Origin of the sequence: Lysinibacillus sp. NPDC097279, from assembly GCF_044761745.1 — a bacterium.
GTDB lineage: Bacteria > Bacillota > Bacilli > Bacillales_A > Planococcaceae > Lysinibacillus.
The window spans coordinates 553,648-579,179 of the sequence record NZ_JBIWDA010000002.1; the positions used below are offsets into that span (position 1 = coordinate 553,648).

Consider the following 25,532-nt stretch of genomic DNA (forward strand, 5'->3'; position numbering starts at 1 on the left):
AAAAAGCCTAAAAATGCACGCATACTATTTTAGGTAATCGTTGTTAGAGGAGGCGTTCATTATGACAAATACAAGATTTTATATTCTTAATGGCAACAAGGGGATAACGACTCATTAACTGGCGTTTCCCCGTATTTTGAAAGGGGAAAATAATGATGAATGAAAATGTAAAAATTGTAGAATTAAATGCAGAAAACTGGTACGAATGTTGCACGTTAGAGATTTCTATGGAGCAACAAAAATACATTGAACCGAATGCCATATCAATAGCTCAATCAAAGTTTGAGCCCTCTTTAAAGCCATATGCTATTTACTTTGAAGAAAAAGTGGTCGGTTTTTTAATGTACAATTCTGTTCAAGAAGAACTTGATGGTTATTGGATATATAGAATTATGGTGGATAAGGACTTCCAAGGCAAAGGTATAGGTAAAGCTGCAACTAAGTTAATGATTTCAAAGATGGCTACATTACCGAACTTCAAACACATTGTTGTTGGTTATCATCCTGAAAATGTGGGAGCACATAAGCTATACGCGAGTCTAGGCTTTATCGATGAAGGTCATCGGTTCGGTAAGGAAATGGCTGTAGTTAAACATATTACAGTGTAACAAGTTGTAAATATTTGCGACAAGAAAGGACCAATTATCGGTCCTTTCTTATTGTCCTGACGAAGGGCTAAAAGATATAAAGAATGGAGTGAACAATGATAGATTTAGATTATTATTTACCGAATACATTTCCAGGGCTAACGTTGGTGCCTAGTCTTTATCATCAATGGCATATAGGTATGCACTTTGAACTAGGAGCGGGGATGTATCAATTTAAAGACGATGGTCGTCTCCATCTGGAGATGTTCGACTACGTATATAGTCAGGCGATGGCTATTTTCAACGAACTTTTCTCTGATTCAGATGAGATGTTTCTTGTTACGAATGTTTATCAGCACAAGTCTTTCGAATCGAAGCAAATGAATGTTTATCAACAATATATAAAAAATAAAGATTTAAAACTCAGTTTGAGGCAAGAAACATTGCCAAATGTATTTGATGATGAGGAAGCGGATAATTATTTTATTTCCAGATTTTCCTTAAAGTGCTGTAAACAAGACATTAAATATCCATTACTTATTAAAGCAGCGTGTAACGAAGATTTCCCGCTAAAACCAAAGTTTCGATCGGCTGCGAGCTATCCAGATGTGTTTTTTATAAACATCACTAAAAATGTTATCTTTTTTATTTATGATGATAGAGGCTGTGAAGTTATTGCAACAAATAAGAAAACGATATTTCCCGTATATGAAAAATACAGTGATTGGCTCGCTGAGTATTCACGAGATAAGATGGTCAACTGTTTTACAATAAGAAATAAGAGGTGAAAAAGTGGATTATTTCGTAATAAAAGATGTGAAAGATTTTTTACATAAGAATCTTATTCTTTCTAAACGATTAACTAATAATGATGCGAAACGATTGAACCTTACTAATACCTATTTAGAAGATGAAGAAGAAAATTTCCTTCCAAAACAATGGTTTTGCAGTTTGGCTATAGCGCAATGGGAAGATGTTGAAATATTTGTACAAGGAGATAATGATAAGCCTTGTACAAAATTTATTGACTTAGCGGAACGAATATTCGATCAACTTCATCAACATGTTAGCAGTGCTTTCATGTATTTAAAAAATTTCTTTCCTGCTCTAGAAGTGGATGATTTCTATTTATCCACCATAACATTTGGCAAGATCATTAATTTTGATGATCGATTTTTCACAGGTTTTAGTATAGCTTTTTATAGTGAGTATCCGAAAGAATATCAGTATAAAGTAAAATTCAAAGAAGATGGTTGGCCTATTGGTTTTGAAGGTGGTCCATTTTAATGGAGGGGGATGACATGGCTGTAGATAATAAATGTTTTACCGATAGGCTCCTTAGCTATGAAAATGCCTTGATATATTATATCGGGGCATTTTCCTTAAGCGTTGCTTCCTTTCCCCTTTCTCGATGACTTCAAGACGACCCCAATGAAAAAGAAAAACAAATATACATCAATATACGTATCGTAGTTTCCGCGAACTTCGTTTAAATACCCCATTACAATGAATAATTTTAATAACAACAAAATGATTCCCATAAATAAAAATATATTTGCTAATAAATTTTTATTCAAATTTTCCGCACCTCACTTTTCTCCACACCAACTTTTACCTTAATTTTAATACATTCATTTCATTTATTAAATAAATTATGGAAATACAATATGAAAAATGAGCCTTAAAAATGCGTTTTTTATTTTTTAAGGATAATTTTTTTTGAAGAAAAATGATGTTAGTAAATACGCAAAGATGGGTATCTCTAGAAAGGGAGTCGTTTGACAAAAGTAACAACCTGTTGTTAAAATCAAGTTGTTACTTTTGGTAGCTGAGTAAAAAAATTAAAATAAAGGGTTTCTTAGGAAGATACTGAAACTCTAAGTTTTCAAACTAGGGGGAAGAAAAAAGATGAAATTGAAATCGGTAGGACTCACTTTAGGATTAGCCACTATGCTACTTTTAACGGGGTGTGGTGATGGAGATAGTAAAAAAGACGAGGGCAATGCAACAGGCAATGCGCCAAGCATAGGGGAGCAAGTAGATTATAAGATTATTGGAATTGAACCAGGAGCTGGGTTGACTGATCTTGCGGAAAAAACTTTAGAGAAATATGATAACTTAAAAGGATGGGAACTTGAACAAAGTTCAACACCTGGGATGTTAGGTTCTTTAGAGCAGGCTATTCGCAATGAAGATCCAATTATTATTACTGGATGGACACCACATTGGATGTTTTCATCTTATGATTTGAAATTTTTAGAAGATCCTCAAGGGACATTAGGTGGAGAGGAAAACATTAATACACTTGCACGTAAAGACTTGGAAAAAGATTTACCTGATGCGTATAAAATCCTCGACAATTTCTATTGGGAACCAGAAGATATGGAAGCTGTAATGTTTGAAGCACAAACGAGTTCATTTGAAGAAGCAGCAGACAAATGGATAGAAGAAAACCAAGACAAGGTAAAAGATTGGACAAAAGATGCGAAAAAAGTAGATGGAACAGAAATTGAATTAGCTTCTACGCCATGGGATTCAGAAAGAGCTTCAAGTAGTGTACTACAGGCAGTATTTGAAGAACTAGGATACACTGTCACAATTACACCCGTAGATCCTGCCATTATGTTTCAAGCAATCGCTACAGGGGTAGCTGATGCAACAGTAGCTGCTTGGTTACCAACAACACATAGCTCATTTTATGAAAAATATAAGGATGACCTAGATGATTTAGGTGAGAACTTAAAAGGGACAAAAAATGGATTTGTAGTACCTGAATATATGGATATAGACTCCATAGAGGATTTACAGCCTAAAAAGTAATTAATTTTTACACAGAAAATGCCTCGTTGTCTATTTGATCGAGGCATTTTCACTTTTAAGGTTACTTAAATATTTGTTTATTTTAAAAGTATTTTTTGTTACATCTACTATATTGACAGATACCTATTTCACATATAGTATTAATAGTCCTGTCAACTATATGTTGACGTAAAGGGAACTTTAAAAAGTTCATTCTTAGAAAAAAGGGTGGATATTATGAATAAAGAAGTATTAATGGAAAGTGCGCGCAAGATGAAGGCAAATGCTTACGTACCTTATTCCAAATTCCCAGTTGGAGTAGCACTATTGCTAAAAGATGATACTGTAATTAATGGAGTAAATGTAGAAAATGTTTCTCTAGGTGCAACTAACTGTGCAGAGAGAACCGCTATTTTTACGGCAGTAGCAAATGGTTATCAAAAAGGTGATTTCAAGGCTATTGCTGTAGCAGGTGATACGGTTGATTTTCTTCCGCCCTGCAGCATTTGCAGACAAGTTTTAGCAGAGTTTTGTTTACCTGACATGCCTGTATATTTAACAAACGAAAATAAAGATATTTTAGAATTGACTTTAAAGGAATTACTACCATACGCATTTACAGATTTAGAAATGTAAAAATAGAAATACACTGACCAATTTCCTGAGACAGGAGATTGGTTTTTTATTGAGAGAAGCTTAGAGTTAATGGTATTTATAGATCTATTTTAAAATTTTTACTCTACATATTCATTTATCGGATTACCTTTATCTCGCTTTGTAATAAAAAGAATAGCGGGTATTATCAAACAAGAAACAATTAGTAAAACGAAGGAAATAGCATTTTTATTTGCATCATTTACCCCAGAAGCAAACATAACACCATATAAACTAGATGCAAGAATATTTCCTATAAATCTGGAGGTCTGTAGTAAACCTGAAGAAATGCCACTTTGTTCTTTTGAAACAATCGAATAGAGAGAATTTTGTGTACCAATTGATAATGCACCATTACTTATCCCTATAATTGATAACACGGTGAACACCCATAGTAAATCTGAAGTGTGATTAAAGGCAAATAATAATCCAACACCTAAAATTCCTACAATTGCTCCAAACATTAATGGAATTCTAAATCCTACTTTCTCAATCCACCGCGTTGCAATAGGTGTCATCATCATGGCAAACAATGAAATAGAGAGCAACATGATTCCTGCTGATTTGGAGTCAAGCATAATCACATTTTGTAAGTAAGTAGGCATAGATAAAATTAAAGAGAAAAAGACCAGTGTTACTAGTATAAACTGAATATAAACTAATGATATTTTTGGGTTTTTTGCTAAAAACACCACATTTAAAAATGGTTCTTTTTTCTTTTTTTCGTAGTAGTAAAACAAAAGTGAAGTTAAAATCGATAAGACTAACATTCCTACATTAAAACTATTTTCTAATGATTGGAAAAACATCATCCAGCATGACAGTAATGTGCCAAATAAGATTATGCCAAGTAAATCCCATTTGAAAGGTTGACTGGCCATTTTACTATCTTTTGGTATACAAACTAAAGCGAATATTGCTGAAGTTATGATAATAGGGAAATTAACATAAAAAATAACCGACCAACCAGCATACTGAATTAATAATCCACTAATTGTTGGACCGAGTGCTGCTGAAGTAGTGGAACATACAGCTAAAGTTGCGATTACTCTATTTTGATTTTTATCAATATATGAACGGACAATCCCTATTCCAGCGGGAAAAAGAGCTGAGGTTCCAATGGCTTGGATGGTTCTCATTCCTATTAGAAACATGAGATTAGGGGACAATGGTGCTAATAAGGAAGAAATAGAAACTAGGATTAATCCTGATAGATAGATTTTTTTCCTACCATAATGATCACTAAATTTTCCGGCAAGAGGTAAAAAGATGGCACTTATAATAAAGTAGGAAGATATTAATAAAGAAATATCATGTGCTGTAAGTTGAAATTCATGTTGGATGGCTGGCAAAGCTACCGTAATCATAGTTGTATTTAATGGGTTTAAAACGACTCCTAACACTATAGCAGCAACTAATAATTTGGGGTATTTAACCAAATTATCGTTGTTTCTTACTGACATTATTATTCCTTCTTTCTAACGTTTGAAATTTCCAATAGTACGCATAAATTATATCAAAGTTTTAAATTGCTCGCCTGCTCGATTTCCTTTAGTAGGTTGAAATAAAATTGGAATTGCTGATAGACTTGGTAAATAAGCATGAAAATTATCCTTAAAAAAATTGGACGTTCCGAAATGAAATTAAAAAAAAGCATATGTTAGCGAGGTATAAATACGTGATGAAAATAATACCCCCTAAGCCTTTTTTCTATAAAGGTGGAGACAAGGCTGTTTTACTATTACACTCTTTTACAAGTAATACGATTGATATGAAAAAGTTAGGGAAGTTTTTACAGAAGCACAATTATACTTGCTACGCACCATTGTACAAAGGACATGGTTTAACAGCAGAAAAACTGCTCACTTTTAGACCGACTGATTGGTGGCAAGATGTACTAGATGGTTACCAATTTTTGAAGAATGAGGGCTATGAAAAAATAGCTGTAGTTGGTCTTTCGCTTGGTGGTGTATTTGCATTAAAAGTAGCTCAACAGTTATCCGTAACTGGTGTTGTGACAATGTCTGTACCCATACATAGAGAAGCAACTTTTCTACAACAGCGTGTTTTTCATTATGCAAAAGGATATAAACAGCTCGAAGGAAAAAATGAAGACGCAATAAATATAGAAATAACACGTCTACAACAGATGCCTATCAACTCATTAGTTGAATTCCAGCACCTCATTCAAAGAACGATTGAACAATTAGCACTTATTACCTCACCAATTAGTATTTTATATGGTGTATTAGATGATGCGTTATATAAAGACAGTGCAGAGGTAATTTTTCAAAACGTTGCGACACCGCATAAAACGATGAAAGGGTATCCGAACTCTAAGCATTTAATGACATTAGGCACTGACCAAAACGACGTGAACGAAGATATTCTGACATTTTTAAATGATTTACTTTGGTAATTTTTAATCAATAGAAATACGTAAAAATAAAAATACAGTGGGAAATCAATACTTCCCACTGTATAGGGCGATATTTATTGTTTCAAAAATGTAAGTGATTTAATTTCGCCAATGAAGGTTGAGGCTAATAGTAATGCACCACCGAGCATTTGAAGCATTGTCATTTGCTCTTGCAGTACTAAAGCCGAAATCAAGATAGCTACAAATGGATCAACATAGCTTAACATCGCAATACTTTGCCCTTTAAGTTTCTCCATACCAGAAAAGAATAACCAAAATCCAATACCCGTATTAAAGATCCCTAAAATAAAAATAAAGGGAATGGAAGCACTCGATACGTTAAACATGCCAAAGCCAGAAGTTAAGAAAACATAGGGCATAAGAAGAATAGCAGTTGTACCGAGCTGAATAATTGTCAGCTCCAGTTTCTCCATCCCTTTAATAAATTTATTTAATAGCAATAAAGCAGCGTAAAAAGCAGCGGCAACTAATCCATAAAAAAGTCCGAGGAGATCCTCCGTTTTAGATGCACTCAGACCTTCCCCTACAATTAAAACTAACCCCAAAATCGCCACCATAATACAAACTACTTTTTTCAGTGACAATTGTTCTTTCAGTATAATTGGAGAAAGAATCATCACAAACACTGGTGCAAAATAGTAGCCAAGTGTTGCGTTGGCAATGGTCGTATGGTCATAGGATTGGTAGAGAAAAATCCAATTTCCCCCTAATGCAATACTGGAAAATAATAAAATGGATGCATTGGATTTCATTAAATGCCATGATATTTTTTTCTTCATCATAAAGAAAAGTACGGTTAAAAATAAACATCCTATAAGACTGCTTAGTAAAGCTCTTTCGCTCGAAGAAAGATCAATTTTTCGTACAACTAAACCGATTGTACCGAAAATGATCATGGATAAAATAAACTGAATTTTAGATTGCATCGTTTACTCCTTCGAATCTGCGAAACAGCTTATATCTCGCAGATTCTTAATCTGTTTTGTATATAAGCTTGTTCAGTGCTGCCTGAGCAGCTGGAGTAAACGGTGGTGGTGAAGTTGAAAATGGCTTCCAAATGCAAACATTTGTTTTGGATAATGGCATAAAAAATTCCTCCTGTTTCACTTAAAATTTTATTCTTTATTTATTATACTAAATATAGGTAAGGGAATATTTATAATATTTCGATTTTTACGTAATGTATTTTAGTTGCTGAGGGAAAAAAGCAATTGTACATAAAATAAAAAGTATCAGGGGGATTGGCATGGTTACGATTAAAACTGTTGAGAAAAGTGAATTGGATTTTTTGACGGATATGCTTTATGAATCTATCCATATTCTTGAGAACAAACCTAAAAAAGAGGATTTAATCAACTCAAGTCCTATTAAAAAATATCATGAAAGCTGGGGGCGAAAAGGAGATACAGCATTCATTGCAGTAAATACGAATCTCCAACCTGTTGGCGCTGTTTGGTATCGCTTGTTTAACGAGAGTAATAAAGGATATGGCTATGTAGATAATCATACGCCTGAATTAGGAATAGCATTGACTCCAGAAGTTAGGGGAAAAGGAATAGGAACTTTGCTGATGAAGGCAATCATTCAGCAAGCAATTAATGATGGTTATAAATCCATTTCTTTAAGTGTAGACCTTGAAAATAGACAGGCGGTACATATTTATAAAAAATTAGGTTTTGAGGATTATGAATTATTAGGAACGTCTATGACAATGGTTTATAGAGTTAAGGGAGTTTAGATGAATATTTATTGTAAGAGCGCATTACATCAAACCAAAGTCGCTGTCACGACAATTGTTCAAATGATAGATAGGTTAGCAGTACAAGACTTGCAAAAAAGGCCTACAGAGAATAAGTATTCTATTGGTGAGTTATTAACACATATTGCTTTAATTTGTGAAGCGGATTCTCTTATTTCAGACGGATCTTCCAAAGCCAAGATGGATGAATATTATACGAATGTCTCCTATAACAGTCTGGATGAATTAAAACACGGGTTGATAAAAAATTATAAGATTTTAGAAGAAAAATACGAGAGGTTTACTGAGGAAGAACTGCTAGAGGAAGTGACTTCTTATTGGGGTGTTACTTATTCACGCTATGAATGGTTGATAGAAATCGTTGCTCACCTTTACCATCACAGAGGACAACTACATGCCATGCTTGTACATTGTTATGGAATCGATTTACAGGTTACGTTATTTGAATAGTAAAAGCGGAGGGGTGAAAATGAAATATATTGGTATAAATAAGAAAACAAAACGTTTATTTTTTGGGTTTATTTTGTTTTTAGTTTTGGCATTCATAAGTTTGAATTTGGCAGACTATGCTAAATCGAACTATAGAGATGCTCGTAATCACTTTATCAATGAGTTTAATGGAAAAAACCTTAGCGACAAGGATATTATAAATATCGAGCAGACGCTTCAAGCGATGAATGAACAATTTCATACGTCAGAAAGCATTGCAATTTACGACAAAAGAGACGGCATTGAGAATGTTCAATATTTAAATTTAGATTTTAAAGAAGCGAAACATGTGTTTCCTTTCAATGCGGATAATAAATCGAATTTGCTAACTACATCATTTTATAGCATTGAAGGATTTAAAGCAGGAAATTATTATATTGTCCATCGCTATTTTCCCGATTGGTTTTATGTATTCCCGATTGGACTGTTTACGATAAGTGCAGTATTTTTTGTCCTCTGGGCTAGAATTCAACTACCGTTTAAATACGTTACAAAGCTATTTAAATTCAGACTTAAATTTAACTAATCGATGAGGTGGCAACATGTATTGGGAAACCCTTCCTAATTGGGTTTGGATTATTTATTACACATTTATACTAGCAACATTGGGAACTGCAATAGTTAGTATAGTAAAAAAGAAATTAATAATTAGATCTACTATTACAATAATTCTTACAATGACCATACCGATAATTAGTATTCTCAATAGCATCGGTAGAGAAAAAGGCGTGGATGAGTTCGAACACTTTATTACACATTTACAACAAGGATCTACTTGGACTATTTATGTCCTAACAGGATTCTTTTATTTACTTGTTTGGTGGGCTGTTTTTCTAATCAATAGTAAAAAGAGGGATCTATCTTATTGAATACTGTAAAGCTAATTAGTTGAATTAACGGGATAGCTGAGGGAAACTTAAGTTTACAAATGAAACTAGCTAGGAGATGCGAGATGACAGAATTTTGGGAATTGAGTTTTATAGAAAAGCAAACGATGTGGGGATTTGAACCGACTGACTCAGCAATCATCGTAAAGGATTTATTCCTTGAAAGAAATGTTAAGGAGATACTAATACCAGGTGTTGGATACGGTAGAAATGCAAAGGTTTTTACTGACAATGGGATTGATGTAACAGGAATCGAAATTTCACAAACAGCGATTGATTTGGCGAGACAAAATGGAATTGATTTTACTATTTTTCATGGTTCTGTAACTGATATGCCTTTTAATCATAAACAATATGATGGGATATTTTGCTATGCGCTAATTCATTTATTGAATCCTCAAGAGCGTGCGAAGTTTATACAAGATTGCTATAATCAGCTAAAGCCAAATGGATATATGATTTTTACAACAGTTTCTCAAAAAGCACCTATGTATGGAAAGGGGAAACAATTAGCCAAAGACTATTACGAGGTAATGGAAGGCGTTAAAATGTTCTTTTATGATGCTAACTCTATACAACAAGAATTTGAACAATATGGGCTCGTAGAGTTTACAGAAATGGACGAGCCAACGAAGCATGCGGAAAATAAACCGCCTATAAAATTTATTATGATAACATGTAAGAAAGTATAATAAGTACATCGGAACATTGTAAATCGTCGATAAAAAATCTACCCCTATTCCATTTGAGAGAGGCGAGTTTCAATGAAATATTTCACAAAAGAATGGTACGAGCTGTGTCAAAAAACAAGCTTTCATTTGAATTTGGAGGAAGAAAAGCAAGCGGAAACATTCTCTGAAGAATATTTTCAGCAACTTTTCAATTACGAATTAAATAACTGGCTTGAATTACAAGAAGAAATTTCTTCTATATTAGCAACAAATGATGATCATAACGAATATGAACCTTTTAATAGAAATTTGGCCATTAAACAATTCCATGATGGTTTCATTTATAATCAGCATCGTTTACAGAACGATTTACCAGAAACGATACTGAAACAGATAGCAGATATACGAGTTTTTGCTTTATATAAAGCAACGCGTAAAGTTATAAATGCTTTAACGAAATTTTGTGAGCAAAATGAACGGTCTGTTACCGCAACAGGTGCCGCGTATAGAAAATATTTTAAAGAAGCTTCCCTTTCATTTGAAAAAGACATCGTTGAACACTTTGGATTTCATGATTGTACGATTACAAAATCAGTGCAGCATGACATGTCCTTAACATTATACCTAGATAATTCAGGGGGTTTTACAAATATAGAGGAAGTCACTTTTGAAAATTATAAGGTTATAAAACAAGAGGGTTTGTTGGAAGATTCTTGGTGGCTGTATAACGAAATATATAAAGAAAATGACAAATACGAATTTCACGTTTTACTTCAAAATAGAGATATGGAATTAATTGACTTTATCATCTGTGCAGATTACGTTTCCTTAAAAAATAACGATAACGAAGATTAAAAATTAGGGCTTTACTCTGATCCAGAGTAGAGCTCTTTTCTTTAATCATAAAATGTGCTTTATGGTAAAATAAAGGAAATTGCATACTGTATGTTTATGGTTGGATATGAATTTATTTAAAGGTTATGTGTGATTTAGGCAATCGGAGTTATCAAGACCTGTAACAATAGAAATGGATTTGCAATCATTATCTGAACAGTTAAATGCTTAAAAGACGTAAATAGAGTAGGGATTAGATGATAAGAAATAAAATCGTACTTAGTTGTTCAATTGTTATTTTAGGTATATGCATGTATTTATATTTCCCGTTTCCTAACAATGAAATGTTAGATGCTTATTCTACATTCATGTCGTTTCCTATTAGCAATCAAGATGGATACATAGTGCTTGGAATAATTGGTTCTGCAATGTTTCTAATTGCTATTATATTACTGGTGATAGGCATGAAGAAATATCATTTTCGGACTATCGTACTAGTCGTCATTGTCTATACATTTTTACCAAAGCTCCTCATTATGACTTACCAAGAAACATTAGCGAGTGGCATTATGGCCATCTCATATGATGGGGAGGGCCAGTGTAATTTTGAAAATGTAAGTGAAGACTTAATAAATGGTGAATGTAACTTGATATTACATAATCGAAGCAACGAAGCGGTGACATTTGAATTAGAATTTTTAGACTCCTATTTCATGGAAGATGGTGTACGAATGGAATCACTTATGAATGTAGTTGGTCCATATAGTGTAACAATCGAAGCAAATCAAGAAAAATCAATTTTTATAAAGGAACTACTCGATTTATCAGGAATTCCTAAACATATTGAAAGTGGAACATCTTTTAATGTACATGTTTATTTAATTGACGGAGAGACAAAGCGAACGCTGTAGGTCATTTGAGATGGATTATTGACTGTGTGTACTGCGATTAAGAGCTTTCTTGAGGGGTATGTTATCTCTAAAGTTTCATCAGTATTTATGCATATTTGGTTATTTTTTGAAACTTTGTAATAGGTTGAATCGTATAAATAGTAACTACAGAAGTTAATGGGGGTGAAGGCACATGAGTAGAAGGAAAATCTTTGCAATCTTTTTCTTAGTCATCTTTGGAGGACTGATTGTAGCGGGTTTTTACACTATTAATGATGTACAAATTGAAAGCACCTATAAACTTAATGAGCAAAGTATTATAGAAAGAAATGGCGAACACTATTTGTTCATTGATAATCGCGAGTTGTTATTATCGAAGAAGTATTACGATAAACTCGAATTAGATAAATACAACGAATACAAAATTAAGTATGTCTATAATCGCTTGAAAAATAATGAGGGTGAAGTTGTAGCACTTAAAAGATATGGCGAACAGCCTTGGGGTCAATAAAAAATGAAGAATCGCCGATAGAATCGTATGGATCGCCGCTAAAATATAAAAAACCGCCGATAAATCAGCAAGAATCGCCGATACCCCTTAATAAACAAAAAAAGGTCGATATAGCATGTGTTAATAGATAATAGAATAAAGTTAAATGTTTCCATACGTACTTTTAGTTGTTGTTCGAGTTAGTCAAACTAACGTCCTTAATAAAAGGGAGGCTATATATGTTAAATCGAGTTCTTGAACAATTTAGATTGCCAATAAAATCAGTTAATGAGGTGGCAGATTCCCATAGTTCTACGGTTTATAAATGCACATTATTTAATGGAGAAAATGTTTTTTTGAAGATTCCTTATTCAAAATTAAAGTACCAGCGTGAATTAGAAGCTTATGAAATTTTAAAAGGAAAAGTAGCCATTCCAGAAATGTTGGATTATTGGTCAGGTGATGAGGTATGTACAGGTGCATTTGTATTATCCGAATTAAAAGGAAAGCCATTACATTCGGATGCTTCACCATCCGTAGCGTATCAAGTAGGAGTTCTTCAAGCATCAATGCATTCCATTGAACCGCCAACACAAGAGCTTACTGGTATTCAAAATGAATTTCCTAATTGGTCTAGTTTTGTCCAACGGCAATTTTATAGTTTTGCCGAGGATGTAAAAGATGTTTTAGATGAACGTTTATACATATATGCCATTGAAAAATTCGAAAGATTGAAGCAACAGCTCCCTTCTCCTGATGGACCTAGCTTTATACATATGGATTTTCGTCCAGCAAATATCATTGTTGATGGTCATAAAGTGACAGGCACCATCGATTTTGAGTCCGTACGATTTGGTTCAACAGAAATCGATTTTACGAAATTGTATCGGGATTTTCTACGCTTTGATTCGGCATTGTACCATGCGTATCAACAGGGCTATAACAGTGTTAGACCATTAATTGATTTAGAAGTTGTATTACCTTTTTATCAATTTACAGATGCCTTCAATAGTATCGGATGGTGTAAACGTCGTGGTATGGAAGAAAATGCTTTGTTTTTTGAAAAGAATTTAGCGATTTTGAAAAAATTTTTAAAATAATGCTATGTGCAATTTTCATTACGGGGTCAGTGCATGATTTCATTCATTCTTTTTTAATAGGTATGCCTATGTAGTACTGTGGCGCTAGGTCTTGCCCCGTTGCTATTCATAATTTTATAAATGGGATTAAATAACTTCCATCTTTTTATGTTTGTTTTGATGAAGTATCCAAAACTGTATAAACCCTACACTAGTCTGCCAACTGACGGATATCAAATTGTTACAATATTAAAAAGAAAAATGGGATGGCTTTTGCGGGAGGTATAAAAAATGAAAGAAAAAAAGTTTGATATTTTATTGTTATTGCACTTAATGTTTGGACTCCTCGTTTTGGGAATTAGTATTTACGTCAATGTTACGGAAAGTTATCAATTATTCCCGCTTTTATTTGTTTTGATGGGAGTTATGTTCCTAATAATAGGGCTACGAGAATATAAAAGAACAAAAAATTTTTGGTGGGGAATTTTCTTTTTAGGCATTGCATTATTCATGTTATTCGTTGCAGCCCAAGGTATTGTGAATTAAAAGGTTTTTTAACTAAGGTTGCTTTACTCCAACGATGAGGGTAAGGGAATGTTTAATTTAGGAGTGATTGAATGCATTTAGGGAGTGAGCAATATCAGATACATGATAGCTATTTCTTCGTTATTGATTTAGGTATATATGACATTATCGGGATTGTAGGGTGCATTGTGCTTATTTTATTTTTCGTAAGGTATAGAAGAAAAAAGAAAACTATTAATTAAAGGGATAAAGGAGGAGGCAATGGATTATACATTTTTTATTTTATTACCGTTATTATTTTCTTTTTTATGGTTTATGAATTTAGTTCAGTTATTAGAAAAACTTAAACTAAATAAAAATATAAAAAATCAAAAAATACTTGGTTCTCTTTGGAGCATTTGCTTTACATTATCGATTTTATTATTCTTATTAACATTATATTAGCAGACAACATTTCAAAATGTACGTTTATGAATTCAATTTGAAATATAGATAGAGGAGTTATAGGAAAATGATTGTAGCACCAAAAGAGCATTATCGTTTAATAAAGAACAAACTTGAAGACGCACCAACGTTTGTATTTAGTGTCTTGGATTTTACTATTAAAGGTACTGTTTATGCTGATTCTACCGATTATAAATCATTGCTTATTCTAACAGATTCTGGATTGTACTATATTGCAGGGCAGACAATAGATGAGCTATTAATACAGAATCTTGTTAAATTTTTTGAGGCATCTGTAAATCAAGCGAAACGCTTTACATTATTTTCTGCTAATTCTTGTTGGAATCAGGCAATTGAAAAATGCCTTCATAAGAATGTAGGGAAAATTCAAAGATATGCTTTTTCTTTTGATGCAATGAAATATAAAAAGAGAAGAAGCGATACTTACGAGTATGAAGTAGCAAAAATAGAGCAATTTGATATGCAACATTGTTTGGAGTTTGATAAAAAATACTACAATGAATATTGGGATTCTATAGATAATTTCTTTGAAAATGGCATTGGATTTTGTGTGAAGGATAAAGGAAAGGTAATTAGTGAATGTGTTTCGATATTTAAGTCTACACGATATGCAGAAATTGATATCGTTACCGATTTGAATTATAGAGGCAAAGGCTTAGCAAGCATTGTGGCTGAACAGTTTATAGATTATTGCCTTGCAAACCAAATTCAACCGCGCTGGGATTGTGATGTTGATAATAGTGCTTCTATTCGCTTAGGTAGTAAATTAGGTTTTACAAATGCGAGCAAATATAACGTTTATTTTAAAAATAGTCACAATGTCCAACGATAAGCTAATAAGCATTGTTCATTTTTCACTGTGACACTATTTTCGTCTTCCTGTCATACAATAATCGTGGGGTGATTAAATTGCCAAGAGCAAAATACCGTGATGCAGATGTCGCTTTGATGGCGAGGATGATGAGAGCAGAAGCCGAAGGTGAAGGTAAACAAGGTATGTTGTATGTTGGAAATGTCATTGTTAATCGGCTTGTATCAAATTGTTTAGATTTTAAAGATTTAAGATCGATTGACGATGTAATTTTTCAAGTACAGGGTGGAAATTATTCTTTTGAAGCGGTGCAAAAAGGGAATATGTTTTATCAACGAGCAAGGGAAACCGAGAAAAGATTGGCGAAACAGAACTTGGACTATTGGAGAGAGCACCCAGCGAAATTTGCCCTCTGGTACTTTAATCCATATGCACCGTGCCCTCCAACATGGTATGGCCAACCGTTCACTGGTCAATTTAAAAATCATTGTTTCTATGAACCAGCACCAGATACATGTGAAGGGGTTTACACTGGATAAGCAACAGTTTCGAATCGAGGAGCTTTTATTAGCTCCTTTTTCTGTACATAATGTATAAGCCATGCGTATGCATTTTGCTGTTGCATTCACTTAATTTTCCAATATTTTGTTGCCTTTTTCTCTAAAATCTTATAAGGTAAATATAAATAGTGTAAATTTACACTTTTATATAAGAGGAGGACAAGGCAATGATAGTTTTGCAATTAATATTCGTGTTCATCGGTGTGTTATTTTTTACTGGAATAATTGCTTTTACTTTATTATTAAATGGTGCTATTCATTATTTATATCTACTCTTCGTGCTATCGATAAGCTTCTTTTTACTCTATACGTTTCTATTTTTAGATTGGTTTAAGACAAAGAAGCGCAAAGTAGTGGTTTCGACAATTATTGGTGTTGCTGTTTTAATCGCTTCTATTGCACCGATTCAGTATCATTATAAAATGAGTATGGCTACTGTCGATGCTGAAATTGATGAGTATGCCTACGAACCATTCGTAGACCACAATAAGGTTGTGAAGAACGATACAAAAGCTTCATTACAATTGAAAGACCCATTACCGCGCTTAGATGGTGCAACGGCAATGTATCCATTATATGCAGCTTTTGTAGAAGCGACATATCCTAAAAAGGAATACCCGTACTATGATAGTGAGGTTAAAGTAAGTCGAACGCCAGAGGCTTATCAAAATTTAATTTCAGGTGATGTTGATGTAATTTTTGCTGCGGCTCCTTCTGAGTCACAAATTAAGATAGCGGAGATCAATGGGCTGACATTTGAAATGACACCGATTGGGCGTGAAGCATTTGTCTTTTTTGTCCACCATAAAAATAATGTTGAAAATTTATCGCTAGAACAAATTAAACAAATTTACGCTGGAGAAATAACAAACTGGCGAGAGGTTGGAGGAGCCAATGACTCGATTCGTGCATTCCAACGTCCTGCTGATAGCGGTAGTCAAACGACACTAGAAAAAATGATGGGTGATACTGCACTAATGGAGGCGCCAGCAGAAGATGTAGCATCTGGAATGGGCGGCATTATCCATGAGGTTTCTCAATATCGTAATTATAAAAATGCAATTGGTTTTACATTTAGGTACTATTCAACTGAAATGGTCGGCAATAAAGAAATTCAATTACTGTCCATTGATGGTATTGCACCAACAAAGGAAAATATTCGAAATGGTACATATCCACTTACATCTGAATTTTATGCAGTGACGACGGGGACAGAAAATCCTAATGTTAAGCAGTTTATTGATTGGATTGTGTCACCAGAGGGGCAGGCATTAGTTGAAAAGGTGGGCTATGTTCCAGTAGAAAGTTTTTAAATTATTTGCTATACTAAAATGACAACTAGATATGATAGTTTTCTAGGGTTCCGTAGCGATAGCTAGTCTGGTCCGAGAGAAAACCACAAAATGCATTTTTGTGACACGGAAGGATAAAAGCCTGGGAGATACTGTTGAAAAACAGTGTTTCTTAAGGCTTTTTTTATTTGCCCTCAATGCTAGTGCCCTAGATTTTGCTACAAACTAGGAAAGAACTTTGAAGCTATTTTGTGTCTCATATCTAAAATGAAATGGAGGAATACAAATGAACAAACAATGGATTAGTGTCTTAGTTGCCGCCTTTTTTGAGGTAGGCTGGGTAATCGGCTTAAAGCATGCAACAAGCATATTAGAATGGCTTGGAACAGCAATTGCCATCTTTATTAGCTTTTATTTATTAATTAAAGCTGGTGAGCATTTACCTGTTGGGACGGTCTATGCAGTATTTGTAGGACTGGGAACTGCTGGTACGGTTTGCGCAGATAGCCTGCTGTTCGGAGAACCATGGAAGCTCGCTAAAATCTTATGTATTGTCGTGTTGCTTGCAGGTGTTGTTGGTTTGAAGCTTGTAACAGGTGAACCGAAGGATAAAGAGGTGAAAGCATAATGGCATGGGTAGCATTAGTAATTGCAGGAGTTTGTGAAATGATGGGTGTTTTTATGATTAGTAAATACAATGATGAAAAATCCATAAAAAATTTAGCTTTCATGATTGTAGCATTTACGGTTAGTTTTTTAGGGCTTGCCTTCGCAATGGAAACATTACCAATGGGGACGGCCTATGCCATTTGGACAGGAATAGGGGCAGCGGGTGGAGCGTTGTTAGGTATGCTGTTTTTCAACGAGTCTAAAGATTGGCGACGAATCGTTTGTATTGCCCTCGTTTTAGGTGCCGCCATTTGTTTGAAATTATTATCTTAGGTGTCAGGCACACAAACAATTCTGTAAATTATTTTATGTATAACAAAGTAAAAATCCACGAAGCCTCCAGCGGGATTGCACGTACCGCAAGTCGCAACAAACCGCGCTAGCGCTTGTTGCAGCTTGTATCGTGTCCGCTGAAAGCGAAGTGGATTTTTACTACATAGTAAACTTATATTTTGCTAGGTGCACATACTAAGTGTCAGGCACACAAACAATTTTGTTTATTTTTGTTCTTTTACATCTTTCGTCCATTCAGCAACTTTATCTGGATTATTTTTAATCCATTCTTTTGCTGCATCTTTAGGATCATCACCATTTAAAATATCTAACATAACTGCTTCTAAATCTTCTGATGTCCAGTGGAAATTATCTAATACAGAATATACATCTGGTTGATCTTCTTTTAAGCCTTTACGTACAAATGTATTAATCGTTTCTTCTCCGCCATATACACCTTTTGGATCCTCTAAATATTTTAAATCATATTTAGCAAATTTCCAGTGTGGAGACCAGCCAGTAACGATAATGTCTTCTTTATTTTTAATTGCTTTTGAAAGAGCAGTTGTCATAGCACCTGAAGATGAAGTTAATAGATTCCAATCTGAAAGGTTATCATATTCTTCTTGTGCTTTTTCAGTTGCCGCTGTAATGCCAGCACCAGGCTCGATTCCTGTAATTGTATGGTCTGCTTCATTTGTTAAATCTTCAATTGAATTGACGTCCATATAGCTCGGTACAACTAAGCCAATTTTCGCACCAGCAAGGTTTTCACCTAGCTCATCTAAATCTTTTTTATATTTTTCATATTGTGTTGCATGTGTATGTGGAAGCCAAGCAGCGACCATGCCATCTGCTTCTCCTTTAGAAACAGCTTCCCACATAATAGCGTTATCAAGAGGTGTTAATGTAACATCATATCCTAAGTCCTCTAAAACTTGGCCGACAACGTTCGTTGAAGCGATTTCTGTATCCCACTCAACGTAGGTTAAATTTACATCTTTCGAGTCCTCACTTTTAGACGAATCGCTCTCACTACATGCAGCTAGCATAAAGCCAAGCCCTAAAGCCATCCCTAATTTAGATAATGTTTTCAGTTTCATCAAATCTTCCTTTCTTCTCTGGTTATTTAGCATTCTAGTAATACACAAAACGTCGAAGTGCGTTCATGTATATCCTTAAATGCTCAATTAAAGCACTTTCTTTCTATTAAAGCTTTGAGTTAAGCGATCGATAATAATCGCGAAAATCACGAGTCCTAAACCTGCAACGAAACCATTGCCTACTTGTGTACGTTGCAATGCTGTTAATACTTCACGACCAAGACCTGGTGCCCCAATCATAGAAGCGATAACAACCATTGAAAGTGATAGCATAACGGTTTGGTTAATGCCAGCCATAATTGTTGATTTAGCAAGCGGAATTTCTACTTTAAATAATTTTTGTCCAGCAGTACTGCCGTATGAATCAGCTGCTTCCACTAATTCTTTTGGTACTTGTCGAATTCCTAGGTTTGTCATACGAACAGTAGGGGGTAATGCAAAGATAACGGAAGCAAATACACCTGGCACAATGCCGATGCCGAAAAAGGCAACTGCTGGAATTAAGTAAACGAAGCCAGGCATCGTTTGCATGAAATCAAGAATTGGTTTAATAATATTTTCGGCAATGTTTGACTTGGACATTAAAATACCAAGTGGTATGCCTATGATGATAGAAATTACACTAGAGAATAAAACAAGCGTTGTGGTTTCCATGAGATGATCCCATAAGCCTTGGTTATAGATAAATAACAGGCCTATTAGTGTAAAGCTAGCAAGCCCCAATTTTTTGCCTACAGCGAAAAACGCTAATATAACGATAAGCAAAATGAGAATAATAGCTGGTATGCTAATTAATAAATCAGTGACCTGGTTCATGAGTAGTTTTCCGTATTTTTGAATCACATCAAAGAATGCTGAAAAATTACTCGTCAACCAGTCCATAGCTGACTCTACCCATGGGGCAAGTGGTAAGGTTGGAATATTGTCTAAAAATTTATTCATGTGTTACTTCCTCCTCAGTGAATGTTGAAAGTGCTTCGATAACAACACCTCGGATGAGAACACCAAGCAAGCGTTCATCTTTAACAACTGCAATAGGAGTAGGGGAATTATGAATTAAACCTAAAATATCTTGTAAAAGCATATCTGGTGGAACGGTTAACATCTCAGATTGAACGATTGAATGTACCGTTTGTTCCTGTTTTTTAGCAGCCGCTAGTGCGTCATCAGCGGTAATATACCCTTTCAAATGTCGGTTTTTGTCAACAGCTATTAGTAAACTTACAGCTTCTTGGCGCATTCTTTTCAGCGCTACTGTTGGTCCATCAAGGTCGACATTGACATAGACAGGTCGAACCATCACGTTTTCAGCTGTTAGAACTCTAGAGCGATCGACATCTTCAACGAATGTTTTTACGTAATCATTAGCTGGGTTCGTTAAAATTTCTTCCCCAGTCCCAATTTGAATAATGGAACCATCTTTCATAATGGCAATGCGATCACCAATACGAAGTGCCTCATTTAAATCATGCGTAATAAATAAAATCGTTTTTTTCAATGTTCGCTGTAAATCTAGCAATTCATCTTGCATTTCTTTACGAATCAAAGGATCGAGAGCGGAAAAGGCTTCATCCATTAATAAAATCTCTGGGTCGTTTGCGAGTGCACGTGCTAAGCCTACACGTTGTTGCATCCCGCCTGAAAGTTGGTTTGGATATTGATCTTTATAGGCAAGTAAGCCTGCATTTGCAAGAGCTTGTTCCGCTTTTGATTTGCGCTCTTCTTTTGAGATACCTCTAATTTCAAGGCCGTATTCGGTATTTTGTAGAAGTGTACGGTGAGGGAATAAACCGAAGTTTTGAAAAACCATACTCATTTTACTTCGTCGGGCGGTTCGTAAGCTTTCTTTCCCCATTTTAGAAATGTTTTCTCCATCAATATAAATATTGCCACTTGTAGGTTCGATAAGTCGATTTAATAGTCTAATCAGCGTCGATTTACCACTACCTGATAAGCCCATGATGACGAAAATTTCCCCTTCATTTACAGTAAAGCTGGCATCGTATACACCAACTGTTGCACCTGTTTCTTTTAAAATATCTGTCTTACTTTTTTGTTGTTTGACGAGTTCTAAAGCTTGGGGAATATGTTTACCAAATACTTTAGAAACATGTTCTACTTTTATTTTTTCCATAGAACCACTCCTTTCGTGCTCTAATCCCACTTGTAAAAGCGTGAGATGTCTCTCGAATAGTGTTGCTGAATCTAGTTACTCTTAAAAAGAAACATCAAATGGATGAAGAAATTTCATATGACAATTGTTTCGTTTTTATTACACTATTTGAGGATAATGATACCAAAAATAAACAAGTAACAACTTAACACTAACAAAAGGTTGTTACTTTTGTCAAATTGAGAAATTAGAAAAAATCCGCATAAACGCTGTTATAGCAGCGCTTATGCGGATTTTAATTTGGATATAAAAAACTTTGAACACGGCCTAAACTTTCGTCATTGCCGATAAAATAAATAATATCTCCTTCTTCAAATGAAGCATATGGGCCTGGTGAAAGTAATAATTCATTTCCACGACGAATACCAACAATTGTGCTAGAGGTATTTTGCCAAAAATTTAATGCTTGCAAAGTTTGATGAATACATGGGCTTTCAGCTGTCATTTCAATTTGATATGGGATAAAGGGATTGACCGAGCGGAAATGTTCCGTACGACTAATAAGTTGTTTCGTTTTTTCTTGTAAATGCAACAATTCATGTTGTTGCTTTTGAATACTTAATAAAAGTTCATTTTGTAGCTCATGAACGGATTGGACATCTTGGAATTGTCGGACAAAGCGTGCAGCCATTTCATACGATTTAATGATAACTCCACTACCTTTAGAAGCCTCGACAATTTCTAAATCTTGCAAAACGGCTATCGCTCTTCTCGCTGTTTCAGCTGAAACATTGTATTGGCTAGCTAACGAAGATCTTGCATAAATTTTATCACCAATTTGATATTTTTTTTCTACAATTTTTGAGGCAAGATCCACCGCAATTTGCTGGTATTTGGGCTGCCTTACTTGTACATTTTTTTCTAAGTTCATGCTTAAACTTCCTTTCATCATAACAAACCTACCTTCGCTTATTATAGACTAGCCTGCACAGAAAAAATAGCACCTCCATAAGCTATTAGTATATGATTTAAGCATCATTTAACAGCTTTTTATTTAGATATGATATTTTAATAAAAAAGAGCTGTTGTTTGACAGTTTTCAGTTATTATTATAAACTAAGTTACGTTAAGTAAGTTATGTATGTAGAAGCATTAATTTGGAAAATACAACTAAATGTTTAGAATAGAAAGTTGGCGATAAATATGACAATTACTACTAAAGTAGTGGATATAGTGAAGGACAAAATGACAATTGTTAAGCAATCTGAAACAGAAAATATTTGTCTAGTAGGTCCAGTAAAGTTACCTATTAAGCAAGGTGATTTTTCAGCAACTTTTCAATGGTATAACTGGTTAAAAGTTGGTAGCGATTTAACGAAAGAAGAAATAATGGATGGGCTAGCAACGGCAAATTTAGCTTTTTCTCAGCAATCATCCGTACTAGTTTACGGTGATTTCGCCAATGAAGAAGATGCTTTAATTCGTATGCATAGCATTTGCCATACTGGCGATATATTCGGTAGCCAACGCTGCGACTGTGGCTATCAATTACATGAATCTATGAAAATGATTGTCGAACATGGGTGTGGAGCGATTTTCTATTTAGCTGATCATGAAGGACGTGGCATCGGTCTATTTTCTAAATCGCTTGCTTATTTATTGCAGGAAGAAGGATTAGATACTGTAGAAGCAAATCTTGCACTTGGTTTCCAAGATGATACGCGTTCATATGAAGATGCGGTTACCGTTTTAACAGCTCTTCGTGCGAAGCCTGTCACATTGATTACAAATAATCCGAAGAAGCTTACTGCTTTGCAGTTGCACGGCTTAGCAGCAGACGGACATATCCCTTTATGGGGAGGTATAACGGAAACAAATCGTTTTTATTTAGATACAAAAGTGGAGAAATCTGGTCATATACGGAAGTGAAGTAAGTGGAGGGTACAAAGATGACGACAGATGAAAAATATATGCAATTAGCATTAGATTTAGCAGCTAGTGCAAGAGGGAATACGAACCCCAATCCTCTTGTCGGAGCTGTTATTGTAAAAAATGATGTAATCGTAGGCACTGGCTTACATCGAAAAGCGGGAGAACCTCATGCGGAAGTGCATGCTTTTCGCATGGCAGGAGAGCATGCAAAAGGTGCTACACTTTATGTAACACTTGAGCCATGTTCACATTATGGTAAAACGCCTCCTTGTGCTAATTTAGTTAAGGAATCAGAAGTAAGCCGAGTTGTAGTAGCGATGCAAGATCCTAATCCAGCTGTAGCGGGTAATGGTATCCAATTATTGCGTGATGCAGGCATTGAAGTTGAGGTAGGTGTATTAGAGGAAAAGTCGCGCCGTTTAAACGAGCGCTTTATCCATAATATGCTTACGAAACGACCTTTTGTTATTTCCAAATATGCGATGACATTAGATGGGAAAATCGCAGCGCATACAGGGCATTCTAAATGGGTAACGGGTGGAGAAGCTCGAGAGGATGTCCATCATATTCGCCACGAAGTAGATGCAATATTAGTTGGTGTAGGAACAGTAATAGCTGATAATCCATCTTTAACGACGAGACTTCACGATCGCCAGGGCAAAAATCCAATACGCATCATTATGGATAGCTCTCTTCGTACACCGACAGATGCCAATGTATTGAATGTAGAAGAAGCGAAAACGATTATTGTTTGCAGTGAGGATGTTAAGCAAGCGCAAATCGACACGTTAGAGGCTAAAGGTGTCACTGTCTTACCTGTTCGAAAAGGTAATGAAGGTCTTCATATTGATGATATGTTAGAAAAACTATATTTACTTGGTATTACTGATATTTTAGTAGAGGGTGGAAGTACAATCAATGCTTCATTTTTACAAAATGCCGCCATCGATAAATACGTTATATACGTAGCGCCTAAAGTTTTAGGTGGGAGTTTATCTTTAACACCTTTTGCGGGCTATAATGCGCCAACAATGGATGAGGCATGGGATGTTGTATTTGATTCAGTTGATAAGGTAGGGCAAGATTTACGCATTATTGCTTATCCGAAAAATGGTGAAGGTAAGTGAATTTTCAAGCGGATGTATGTATAGTAGGGGCTGGACCAAGTGGTGCACTTCTCGCGCATTTGCTAGCGAAAAAGGGTCTGTCTGTGATACTGCTGGAACAAAGCGCAGCACTTGGGCAGGCTTTTCGTGGTGAACATTTAAATGAAGAAGGTGAAGCTGTTCTCAAAAATCATCATCTTTTTGAAGCCATAGAAGCACTTGGCTTATTACGAATGGAAAAACTAGAATATTATGCGAAGGGCGAAGCGTTTAAAACGATTTTTCCTAATACAACTGTAGGACATTTAGGGATTCATGTTCCTCAAGCACATTTGCTTAAAGGCATACTCCAACATACAGCGCACTTTCAAAATTTTAAGTGTTTCCTAAATACAAAGGTGACATCCCTAGTGACGGATACTACAGGACGATATGTCGGCGTTATTGCAACAAAGGATGAAGAAGTGATTGAAATCAAGAGCCAGCTTATCATAGGAGCGGATGGTCGATACTCAACTATTCGAAAACGAGCACATATCGCCATTCAAAAACAGAAACATGGTTTTGATTTACTCTGGGCAAAAATTCCTGCTCCTCAAGGCTGGGAGCCCGCTATTAAAATGGCGCTAATCGATGGTATGCAATTGTCTCTTTTCTCACAGACAGGGGGCTATATTCAAATTGGTTGGAATATTAAACAGGGTGATTTTCCACAGCTTCGAAAACAGGCAATTACTCCGTTTATTAGCCAGCTTATAAAGGCTTTTCCAGAATTAGAGGAAACCGTTCCTCACCATATTCGTTCTTGGCAAGATTTTGTCTTACTTGATGTGTTTAGTAGTCATTGTGACTGTTGGGGGACACAAGGGCTTGTCCTTTTAGGCGATGCCGTTCATACGATGACACCTACTGGCGCATTCGGCTTAAATAGCGCGCTAAAGGATGCTGATTGTCTTGCATCTTTAATAAATGAAGATTCGATTAAACAATTTAATGTGAGAGATTTTCAACAACTGCGAGAACAGGCCATTGAAGAAGTATTAGCGCAGCAAATTGAAAAAGAACAAACTTTTGCCTTTCACTTTATAGACCAGGCATCTTGAA

General features: G+C 35.1%; 31 protein-coding genes and 1 riboswitch. Of the genes, 24 read left to right on the forward strand and 7 right to left on the reverse strand.

Annotation, left to right across the window (positions count from 1 at the left end):
* The first annotated feature begins 152 nt into the window (after window positions 1-152).
* The 3 genes from ACIQ1H_RS12810 to ACIQ1H_RS12820 all read left to right on the forward strand — a co-directional run bounded on the left by ACIQ1H_RS12810 (window position 153) and on the right by ACIQ1H_RS12820 (window position 1,874).
* Window positions 153-608 carry a GNAT family N-acetyltransferase gene (locus ACIQ1H_RS12810; RefSeq protein ID WP_402889220.1) on the forward strand — a complete coding sequence of 152 codons (456 nt, stop codon included), beginning with the start codon at window positions 153-155 and terminating at the stop codon, window positions 606-608.
* A gap of 95 nt (window positions 609-703) precedes the next feature.
* Complete coding sequence (locus ACIQ1H_RS12815; RefSeq protein ID WP_402889221.1) at window positions 704-1,375, forward strand: DUF3885 domain-containing protein; 672 nt, start codon at window positions 704-706, stop codon at window positions 1,373-1,375.
* Between the two features lie 4 nt (window positions 1,376-1,379).
* A complete protein-coding gene (locus ACIQ1H_RS12820; protein WP_402889223.1) occupies window positions 1,380-1,874 on the forward strand; it encodes a hypothetical protein in 495 nt (164 codons plus the stop codon).
* Window positions 1,875-1,969: 95 nt separating this feature from the next.
* Here the strand turns inward: ACIQ1H_RS12820 and ACIQ1H_RS12825 are convergent, their stop codons facing one another.
* Window positions 1,970-2,164: a hypothetical protein gene (locus tag ACIQ1H_RS12825; protein ID WP_402889224.1), complete on the reverse strand. Its 195-nt coding sequence runs from the start codon at window positions 2,162-2,164 to the stop codon at window positions 1,970-1,972.
* Between the two features lie 331 nt (window positions 2,165-2,495).
* Here ACIQ1H_RS12825 and ACIQ1H_RS12830 point away from each other — a divergent pair, with 331 nt between their 5' ends.
* Both ACIQ1H_RS12830 and ACIQ1H_RS12835 read left to right on the forward strand, forming a co-directional pair.
* Window positions 2,496-3,407 (forward strand): glycine betaine ABC transporter substrate-binding protein, encoded by a 912-nt coding sequence (locus tag ACIQ1H_RS12830; protein WP_402889226.1) that lies wholly within the window; start codon window positions 2,496-2,498, stop codon window positions 3,405-3,407.
* A gap of 216 nt (window positions 3,408-3,623) precedes the next feature.
* A complete protein-coding gene (locus ACIQ1H_RS12835) occupies window positions 3,624-4,022 on the forward strand; it encodes a cytidine deaminase (RefSeq protein ID WP_402889228.1) in 399 nt (132 codons plus the stop codon).
* A 98-nt stretch (window positions 4,023-4,120) separates the two neighbouring features.
* Here the strand turns inward: ACIQ1H_RS12835 and ACIQ1H_RS12840 are convergent, their stop codons facing one another.
* Window positions 4,121-5,503, reverse strand: coding sequence for an MFS transporter (locus ACIQ1H_RS12840; protein ID WP_402889230.1), 1,383 nt, complete (start codon window positions 5,501-5,503; stop codon window positions 4,121-4,123).
* Window positions 5,504-5,721: 218 nt separating this feature from the next.
* Between ACIQ1H_RS12840 and ACIQ1H_RS12845 the strand changes: the two genes are divergently transcribed.
* A complete protein-coding gene (locus tag ACIQ1H_RS12845; RefSeq protein ID WP_402889503.1) occupies window positions 5,722-6,459 on the forward strand; it encodes an alpha/beta hydrolase in 738 nt (245 codons plus the stop codon).
* A 74-nt stretch (window positions 6,460-6,533) separates the two neighbouring features.
* On the opposite strand, the gene ACIQ1H_RS12850 is transcribed toward ACIQ1H_RS12845, so the two are convergent.
* Complete coding sequence (locus tag ACIQ1H_RS12850) at window positions 6,534-7,406, reverse strand: DMT family transporter (RefSeq protein ID WP_402889232.1); 873 nt, start codon at window positions 7,404-7,406, stop codon at window positions 6,534-6,536.
* Between the two features lie 320 nt (window positions 7,407-7,726).
* Here ACIQ1H_RS12850 and ACIQ1H_RS12855 point away from each other — a divergent pair, with 320 nt between their 5' ends.
* The 15 genes from ACIQ1H_RS12855 to ACIQ1H_RS12925 all read left to right on the forward strand — a co-directional run bounded on the left by ACIQ1H_RS12855 (window position 7,727) and on the right by ACIQ1H_RS12925 (window position 18,174).
* Entirely contained in the window at window positions 7,727-8,218 is a 492-nt protein-coding gene (locus ACIQ1H_RS12855) for a GNAT family N-acetyltransferase (protein ID WP_402889234.1), read from the forward strand.
* Entirely contained in the window at window positions 8,219-8,689 is a 471-nt protein-coding gene (locus ACIQ1H_RS12860) for a DinB family protein (protein ID WP_402889236.1), read from the forward strand.
* Between the two features lie 19 nt (window positions 8,690-8,708).
* Entirely contained in the window at window positions 8,709-9,254 is a 546-nt protein-coding gene (locus ACIQ1H_RS12865; RefSeq protein ID WP_402889238.1) for a hypothetical protein, read from the forward strand.
* Between the two features lie 426 nt (window positions 9,255-9,680).
* The gene (locus ACIQ1H_RS12870; RefSeq protein ID WP_402889240.1) at window positions 9,681-10,307 is read left to right on the forward strand and encodes a class I SAM-dependent methyltransferase; all 627 of its coding nucleotides are present in this window, start codon (window positions 9,681-9,683) and stop codon (window positions 10,305-10,307) included.
* Window positions 10,308-10,379: 72 nt separating this feature from the next.
* Complete coding sequence (locus ACIQ1H_RS12875; RefSeq protein ID WP_402889241.1) at window positions 10,380-11,141, forward strand: DUF4085 family protein; 762 nt, start codon at window positions 10,380-10,382, stop codon at window positions 11,139-11,141.
* 236 nt (window positions 11,142-11,377) lie between these two features.
* Complete coding sequence (locus ACIQ1H_RS12880; protein WP_402889243.1) at window positions 11,378-12,031, forward strand: hypothetical protein; 654 nt, start codon at window positions 11,378-11,380, stop codon at window positions 12,029-12,031.
* Between the two features lie 172 nt (window positions 12,032-12,203).
* The gene (locus tag ACIQ1H_RS12885) at window positions 12,204-12,521 is read left to right on the forward strand and encodes a hypothetical protein (RefSeq protein WP_173478313.1); all 318 of its coding nucleotides are present in this window, start codon (window positions 12,204-12,206) and stop codon (window positions 12,519-12,521) included.
* Between the two features lie 218 nt (window positions 12,522-12,739).
* Window positions 12,740-13,600, forward strand: a complete 861-nt coding sequence (locus ACIQ1H_RS12890; RefSeq protein WP_402889245.1) for an aminoglycoside phosphotransferase family protein — start codon at window positions 12,740-12,742, stop codon at window positions 13,598-13,600.
* A gap of 270 nt (window positions 13,601-13,870) precedes the next feature.
* Window positions 13,871-14,125 (forward strand): DUF3953 domain-containing protein, encoded by a 255-nt coding sequence (locus tag ACIQ1H_RS12895; protein ID WP_402889247.1) that lies wholly within the window; start codon window positions 13,871-13,873, stop codon window positions 14,123-14,125.
* Between the two features lie 240 nt (window positions 14,126-14,365).
* A complete protein-coding gene (locus ACIQ1H_RS12900; RefSeq protein WP_402889249.1) occupies window positions 14,366-14,548 on the forward strand; it encodes a hypothetical protein in 183 nt (60 codons plus the stop codon).
* 67 nt (window positions 14,549-14,615) lie between these two features.
* Window positions 14,616-15,401, forward strand: a complete 786-nt coding sequence (locus tag ACIQ1H_RS12905; protein WP_402889251.1) for a GNAT family N-acetyltransferase — start codon at window positions 14,616-14,618, stop codon at window positions 15,399-15,401.
* 77 nt (window positions 15,402-15,478) lie between these two features.
* Entirely contained in the window at window positions 15,479-15,919 is a 441-nt protein-coding gene (locus ACIQ1H_RS12910; protein WP_305068711.1) for a cell wall hydrolase, read from the forward strand.
* 188 nt (window positions 15,920-16,107) lie between these two features.
* Window positions 16,108-17,253 carry a PstS family phosphate ABC transporter substrate-binding protein gene (locus ACIQ1H_RS12915; RefSeq protein ID WP_402889253.1) on the forward strand — a complete coding sequence of 382 codons (1,146 nt, stop codon included), beginning with the start codon at window positions 16,108-16,110 and terminating at the stop codon, window positions 17,251-17,253.
* A 31-nt stretch (window positions 17,254-17,284) separates the two neighbouring features.
* Window positions 17,285-17,383, forward strand: a riboswitch (guanidine-I (ykkC/yxkD leader).
* Between the two features lie 135 nt (window positions 17,384-17,518).
* Window positions 17,519-17,860, forward strand: a complete 342-nt coding sequence (locus ACIQ1H_RS12920; protein WP_173478319.1) for a DMT family transporter — start codon at window positions 17,519-17,521, stop codon at window positions 17,858-17,860.
* Window positions 17,860-18,174, forward strand: coding sequence for a DMT family transporter (locus ACIQ1H_RS12925; protein ID WP_402889255.1), 315 nt, complete (start codon window positions 17,860-17,862; stop codon window positions 18,172-18,174). The genes ACIQ1H_RS12920 and ACIQ1H_RS12925 overlap by 1 nt, the downstream gene beginning before the upstream one ends.
* A 224-nt stretch (window positions 18,175-18,398) precedes the next feature.
* Here ACIQ1H_RS12925 and ACIQ1H_RS12930 read toward each other — a convergent pair whose 3' ends face one another.
* The 4 genes from ACIQ1H_RS12930 to ACIQ1H_RS12945 all read right to left on the reverse strand — a co-directional run bounded on the left by ACIQ1H_RS12930 (window position 18,399) and on the right by ACIQ1H_RS12945 (window position 22,321).
* The gene (locus ACIQ1H_RS12930) at window positions 18,399-19,277 is read right to left on the reverse strand and encodes a glycine betaine ABC transporter substrate-binding protein (protein WP_217270253.1); all 879 of its coding nucleotides are present in this window, start codon (window positions 19,275-19,277) and stop codon (window positions 18,399-18,401) included.
* An 87-nt stretch (window positions 19,278-19,364) separates the two neighbouring features.
* Complete coding sequence (locus ACIQ1H_RS12935; protein ID WP_217270254.1) at window positions 19,365-20,219, reverse strand: ABC transporter permease; 855 nt, start codon at window positions 20,217-20,219, stop codon at window positions 19,365-19,367.
* Window positions 20,212-21,411 (reverse strand): quaternary amine ABC transporter ATP-binding protein, encoded by a 1,200-nt coding sequence (locus ACIQ1H_RS12940; RefSeq protein WP_402889257.1) that lies wholly within the window; start codon window positions 21,409-21,411, stop codon window positions 20,212-20,214. The genes ACIQ1H_RS12935 and ACIQ1H_RS12940 overlap by 8 nt, the downstream gene beginning before the upstream one ends.
* Before the next feature lie 274 nt (window positions 21,412-21,685).
* Window positions 21,686-22,321: a GntR family transcriptional regulator gene (locus tag ACIQ1H_RS12945; protein ID WP_402889258.1), complete on the reverse strand. Its 636-nt coding sequence runs from the start codon at window positions 22,319-22,321 to the stop codon at window positions 21,686-21,688.
* A 272-nt stretch (window positions 22,322-22,593) separates the two neighbouring features.
* Here ACIQ1H_RS12945 and ACIQ1H_RS12950 point away from each other — a divergent pair, with 272 nt between their 5' ends.
* From ACIQ1H_RS12950 to ACIQ1H_RS12960, 3 genes are read left to right on the forward strand one after another with little or no spacing between them, the layout of a single operon-like run.
* Window positions 22,594-23,319 carry a GTP cyclohydrolase II gene (locus ACIQ1H_RS12950; protein WP_173478323.1) on the forward strand — a complete coding sequence of 242 codons (726 nt, stop codon included), beginning with the start codon at window positions 22,594-22,596 and terminating at the stop codon, window positions 23,317-23,319.
* Between the two features lie 20 nt (window positions 23,320-23,339).
* Window positions 23,340-24,449: a bifunctional diaminohydroxyphosphoribosylaminopyrimidine deaminase/5-amino-6-(5-phosphoribosylamino)uracil reductase RibD gene (gene ribD / locus ACIQ1H_RS12955; RefSeq protein ID WP_402889259.1), complete on the forward strand. Its 1,110-nt coding sequence runs from the start codon at window positions 23,340-23,342 to the stop codon at window positions 24,447-24,449.
* Window positions 24,446-25,531, forward strand: coding sequence for an FAD-dependent monooxygenase (locus ACIQ1H_RS12960; RefSeq protein ID WP_402889261.1), 1,086 nt, complete (start codon window positions 24,446-24,448; stop codon window positions 25,529-25,531). Before ribD ends, ACIQ1H_RS12960 begins: the two co-directional genes overlap by 4 nt.
* Window position 25,532 lies beyond the last annotated feature (1 nt).

Excerpts from the sequence above, each read along its gene's own strand:
- ACIQ1H_RS12810 (WP_402889220.1), top strand. The coding sequence starts at position 153 with ATGATGAATGAAAATGTAAAAATTGTAGAATTAAATGCAGAAAACTGG.
- ACIQ1H_RS12815 (WP_402889221.1), top strand. The coding sequence starts at position 704 with ATGATAGATTTAGATTATTATTTACCGAATACATTTCCAGGGCTAACG.
- ACIQ1H_RS12830 (WP_402889226.1), top strand. The coding sequence starts at position 2,496 with ATGAAATTGAAATCGGTAGGACTCACTTTAGGATTAGCCACTATGCTA.
- ACIQ1H_RS12835 (WP_402889228.1), top strand. The coding sequence starts at position 3,624 with ATGAATAAAGAAGTATTAATGGAAAGTGCGCGCAAGATGAAGGCAAAT.
- ACIQ1H_RS12840 (WP_402889230.1), bottom strand. The coding sequence starts at position 5,503 with ATGTCAGTAAGAAACAACGATAATTTGGTTAAATACCCCAAATTATTA.
- ACIQ1H_RS12845 (WP_402889503.1), top strand. The coding sequence starts at position 5,722 with ATGAAAATAATACCCCCTAAGCCTTTTTTCTATAAAGGTGGAGACAAG.
- ACIQ1H_RS12850 (WP_402889232.1), bottom strand. The coding sequence starts at position 7,406 with ATGCAATCTAAAATTCAGTTTATTTTATCCATGATCATTTTCGGTACA.
- ACIQ1H_RS12855 (WP_402889234.1), top strand. The coding sequence starts at position 7,727 with ATGGTTACGATTAAAACTGTTGAGAAAAGTGAATTGGATTTTTTGACG.
- ACIQ1H_RS12860 (WP_402889236.1), top strand. The coding sequence starts at position 8,219 with ATGAATATTTATTGTAAGAGCGCATTACATCAAACCAAAGTCGCTGTC.
- ACIQ1H_RS12865 (WP_402889238.1), top strand. The coding sequence starts at position 8,709 with ATGAAATATATTGGTATAAATAAGAAAACAAAACGTTTATTTTTTGGG.
- ACIQ1H_RS12870 (WP_402889240.1), top strand. The coding sequence starts at position 9,681 with ATGACAGAATTTTGGGAATTGAGTTTTATAGAAAAGCAAACGATGTGG.
- ACIQ1H_RS12875 (WP_402889241.1), top strand. The coding sequence starts at position 10,380 with ATGAAATATTTCACAAAAGAATGGTACGAGCTGTGTCAAAAAACAAGC.
- ACIQ1H_RS12880 (WP_402889243.1), top strand. The coding sequence starts at position 11,378 with ATGATAAGAAATAAAATCGTACTTAGTTGTTCAATTGTTATTTTAGGT.
- ACIQ1H_RS12885 (WP_173478313.1), top strand. The coding sequence starts at position 12,204 with ATGAGTAGAAGGAAAATCTTTGCAATCTTTTTCTTAGTCATCTTTGGA.
- ACIQ1H_RS12890 (WP_402889245.1), top strand. The coding sequence starts at position 12,740 with ATGTTAAATCGAGTTCTTGAACAATTTAGATTGCCAATAAAATCAGTT.
- ACIQ1H_RS12895 (WP_402889247.1), top strand. The coding sequence starts at position 13,871 with ATGAAAGAAAAAAAGTTTGATATTTTATTGTTATTGCACTTAATGTTT.
- ACIQ1H_RS12900 (WP_402889249.1), top strand. The coding sequence starts at position 14,366 with ATGGATTATACATTTTTTATTTTATTACCGTTATTATTTTCTTTTTTA.
- ACIQ1H_RS12905 (WP_402889251.1), top strand. The coding sequence starts at position 14,616 with ATGATTGTAGCACCAAAAGAGCATTATCGTTTAATAAAGAACAAACTT.
- ACIQ1H_RS12915 (WP_402889253.1), top strand. The coding sequence starts at position 16,108 with ATGATAGTTTTGCAATTAATATTCGTGTTCATCGGTGTGTTATTTTTT.
- ACIQ1H_RS12920 (WP_173478319.1), top strand. The coding sequence starts at position 17,519 with ATGAACAAACAATGGATTAGTGTCTTAGTTGCCGCCTTTTTTGAGGTA.
- ACIQ1H_RS12925 (WP_402889255.1), top strand. The coding sequence starts at position 17,860 with ATGGCATGGGTAGCATTAGTAATTGCAGGAGTTTGTGAAATGATGGGT.
- ACIQ1H_RS12930 (WP_217270253.1), bottom strand. The coding sequence starts at position 19,277 with ATGAAACTGAAAACATTATCTAAATTAGGGATGGCTTTAGGGCTTGGC.
- ACIQ1H_RS12935 (WP_217270254.1), bottom strand. The coding sequence starts at position 20,219 with ATGAATAAATTTTTAGACAATATTCCAACCTTACCACTTGCCCCATGG.
- ACIQ1H_RS12940 (WP_402889257.1), bottom strand. The coding sequence starts at position 21,411 with ATGGAAAAAATAAAAGTAGAACATGTTTCTAAAGTATTTGGTAAACAT.
- ACIQ1H_RS12945 (WP_402889258.1), bottom strand. The coding sequence starts at position 22,321 with ATGAACTTAGAAAAAAATGTACAAGTAAGGCAGCCCAAATACCAGCAA.
- ACIQ1H_RS12950 (WP_173478323.1), top strand. The coding sequence starts at position 22,594 with ATGACAATTACTACTAAAGTAGTGGATATAGTGAAGGACAAAATGACA.
- ribD (WP_402889259.1), top strand. The coding sequence starts at position 23,340 with ATGACGACAGATGAAAAATATATGCAATTAGCATTAGATTTAGCAGCT.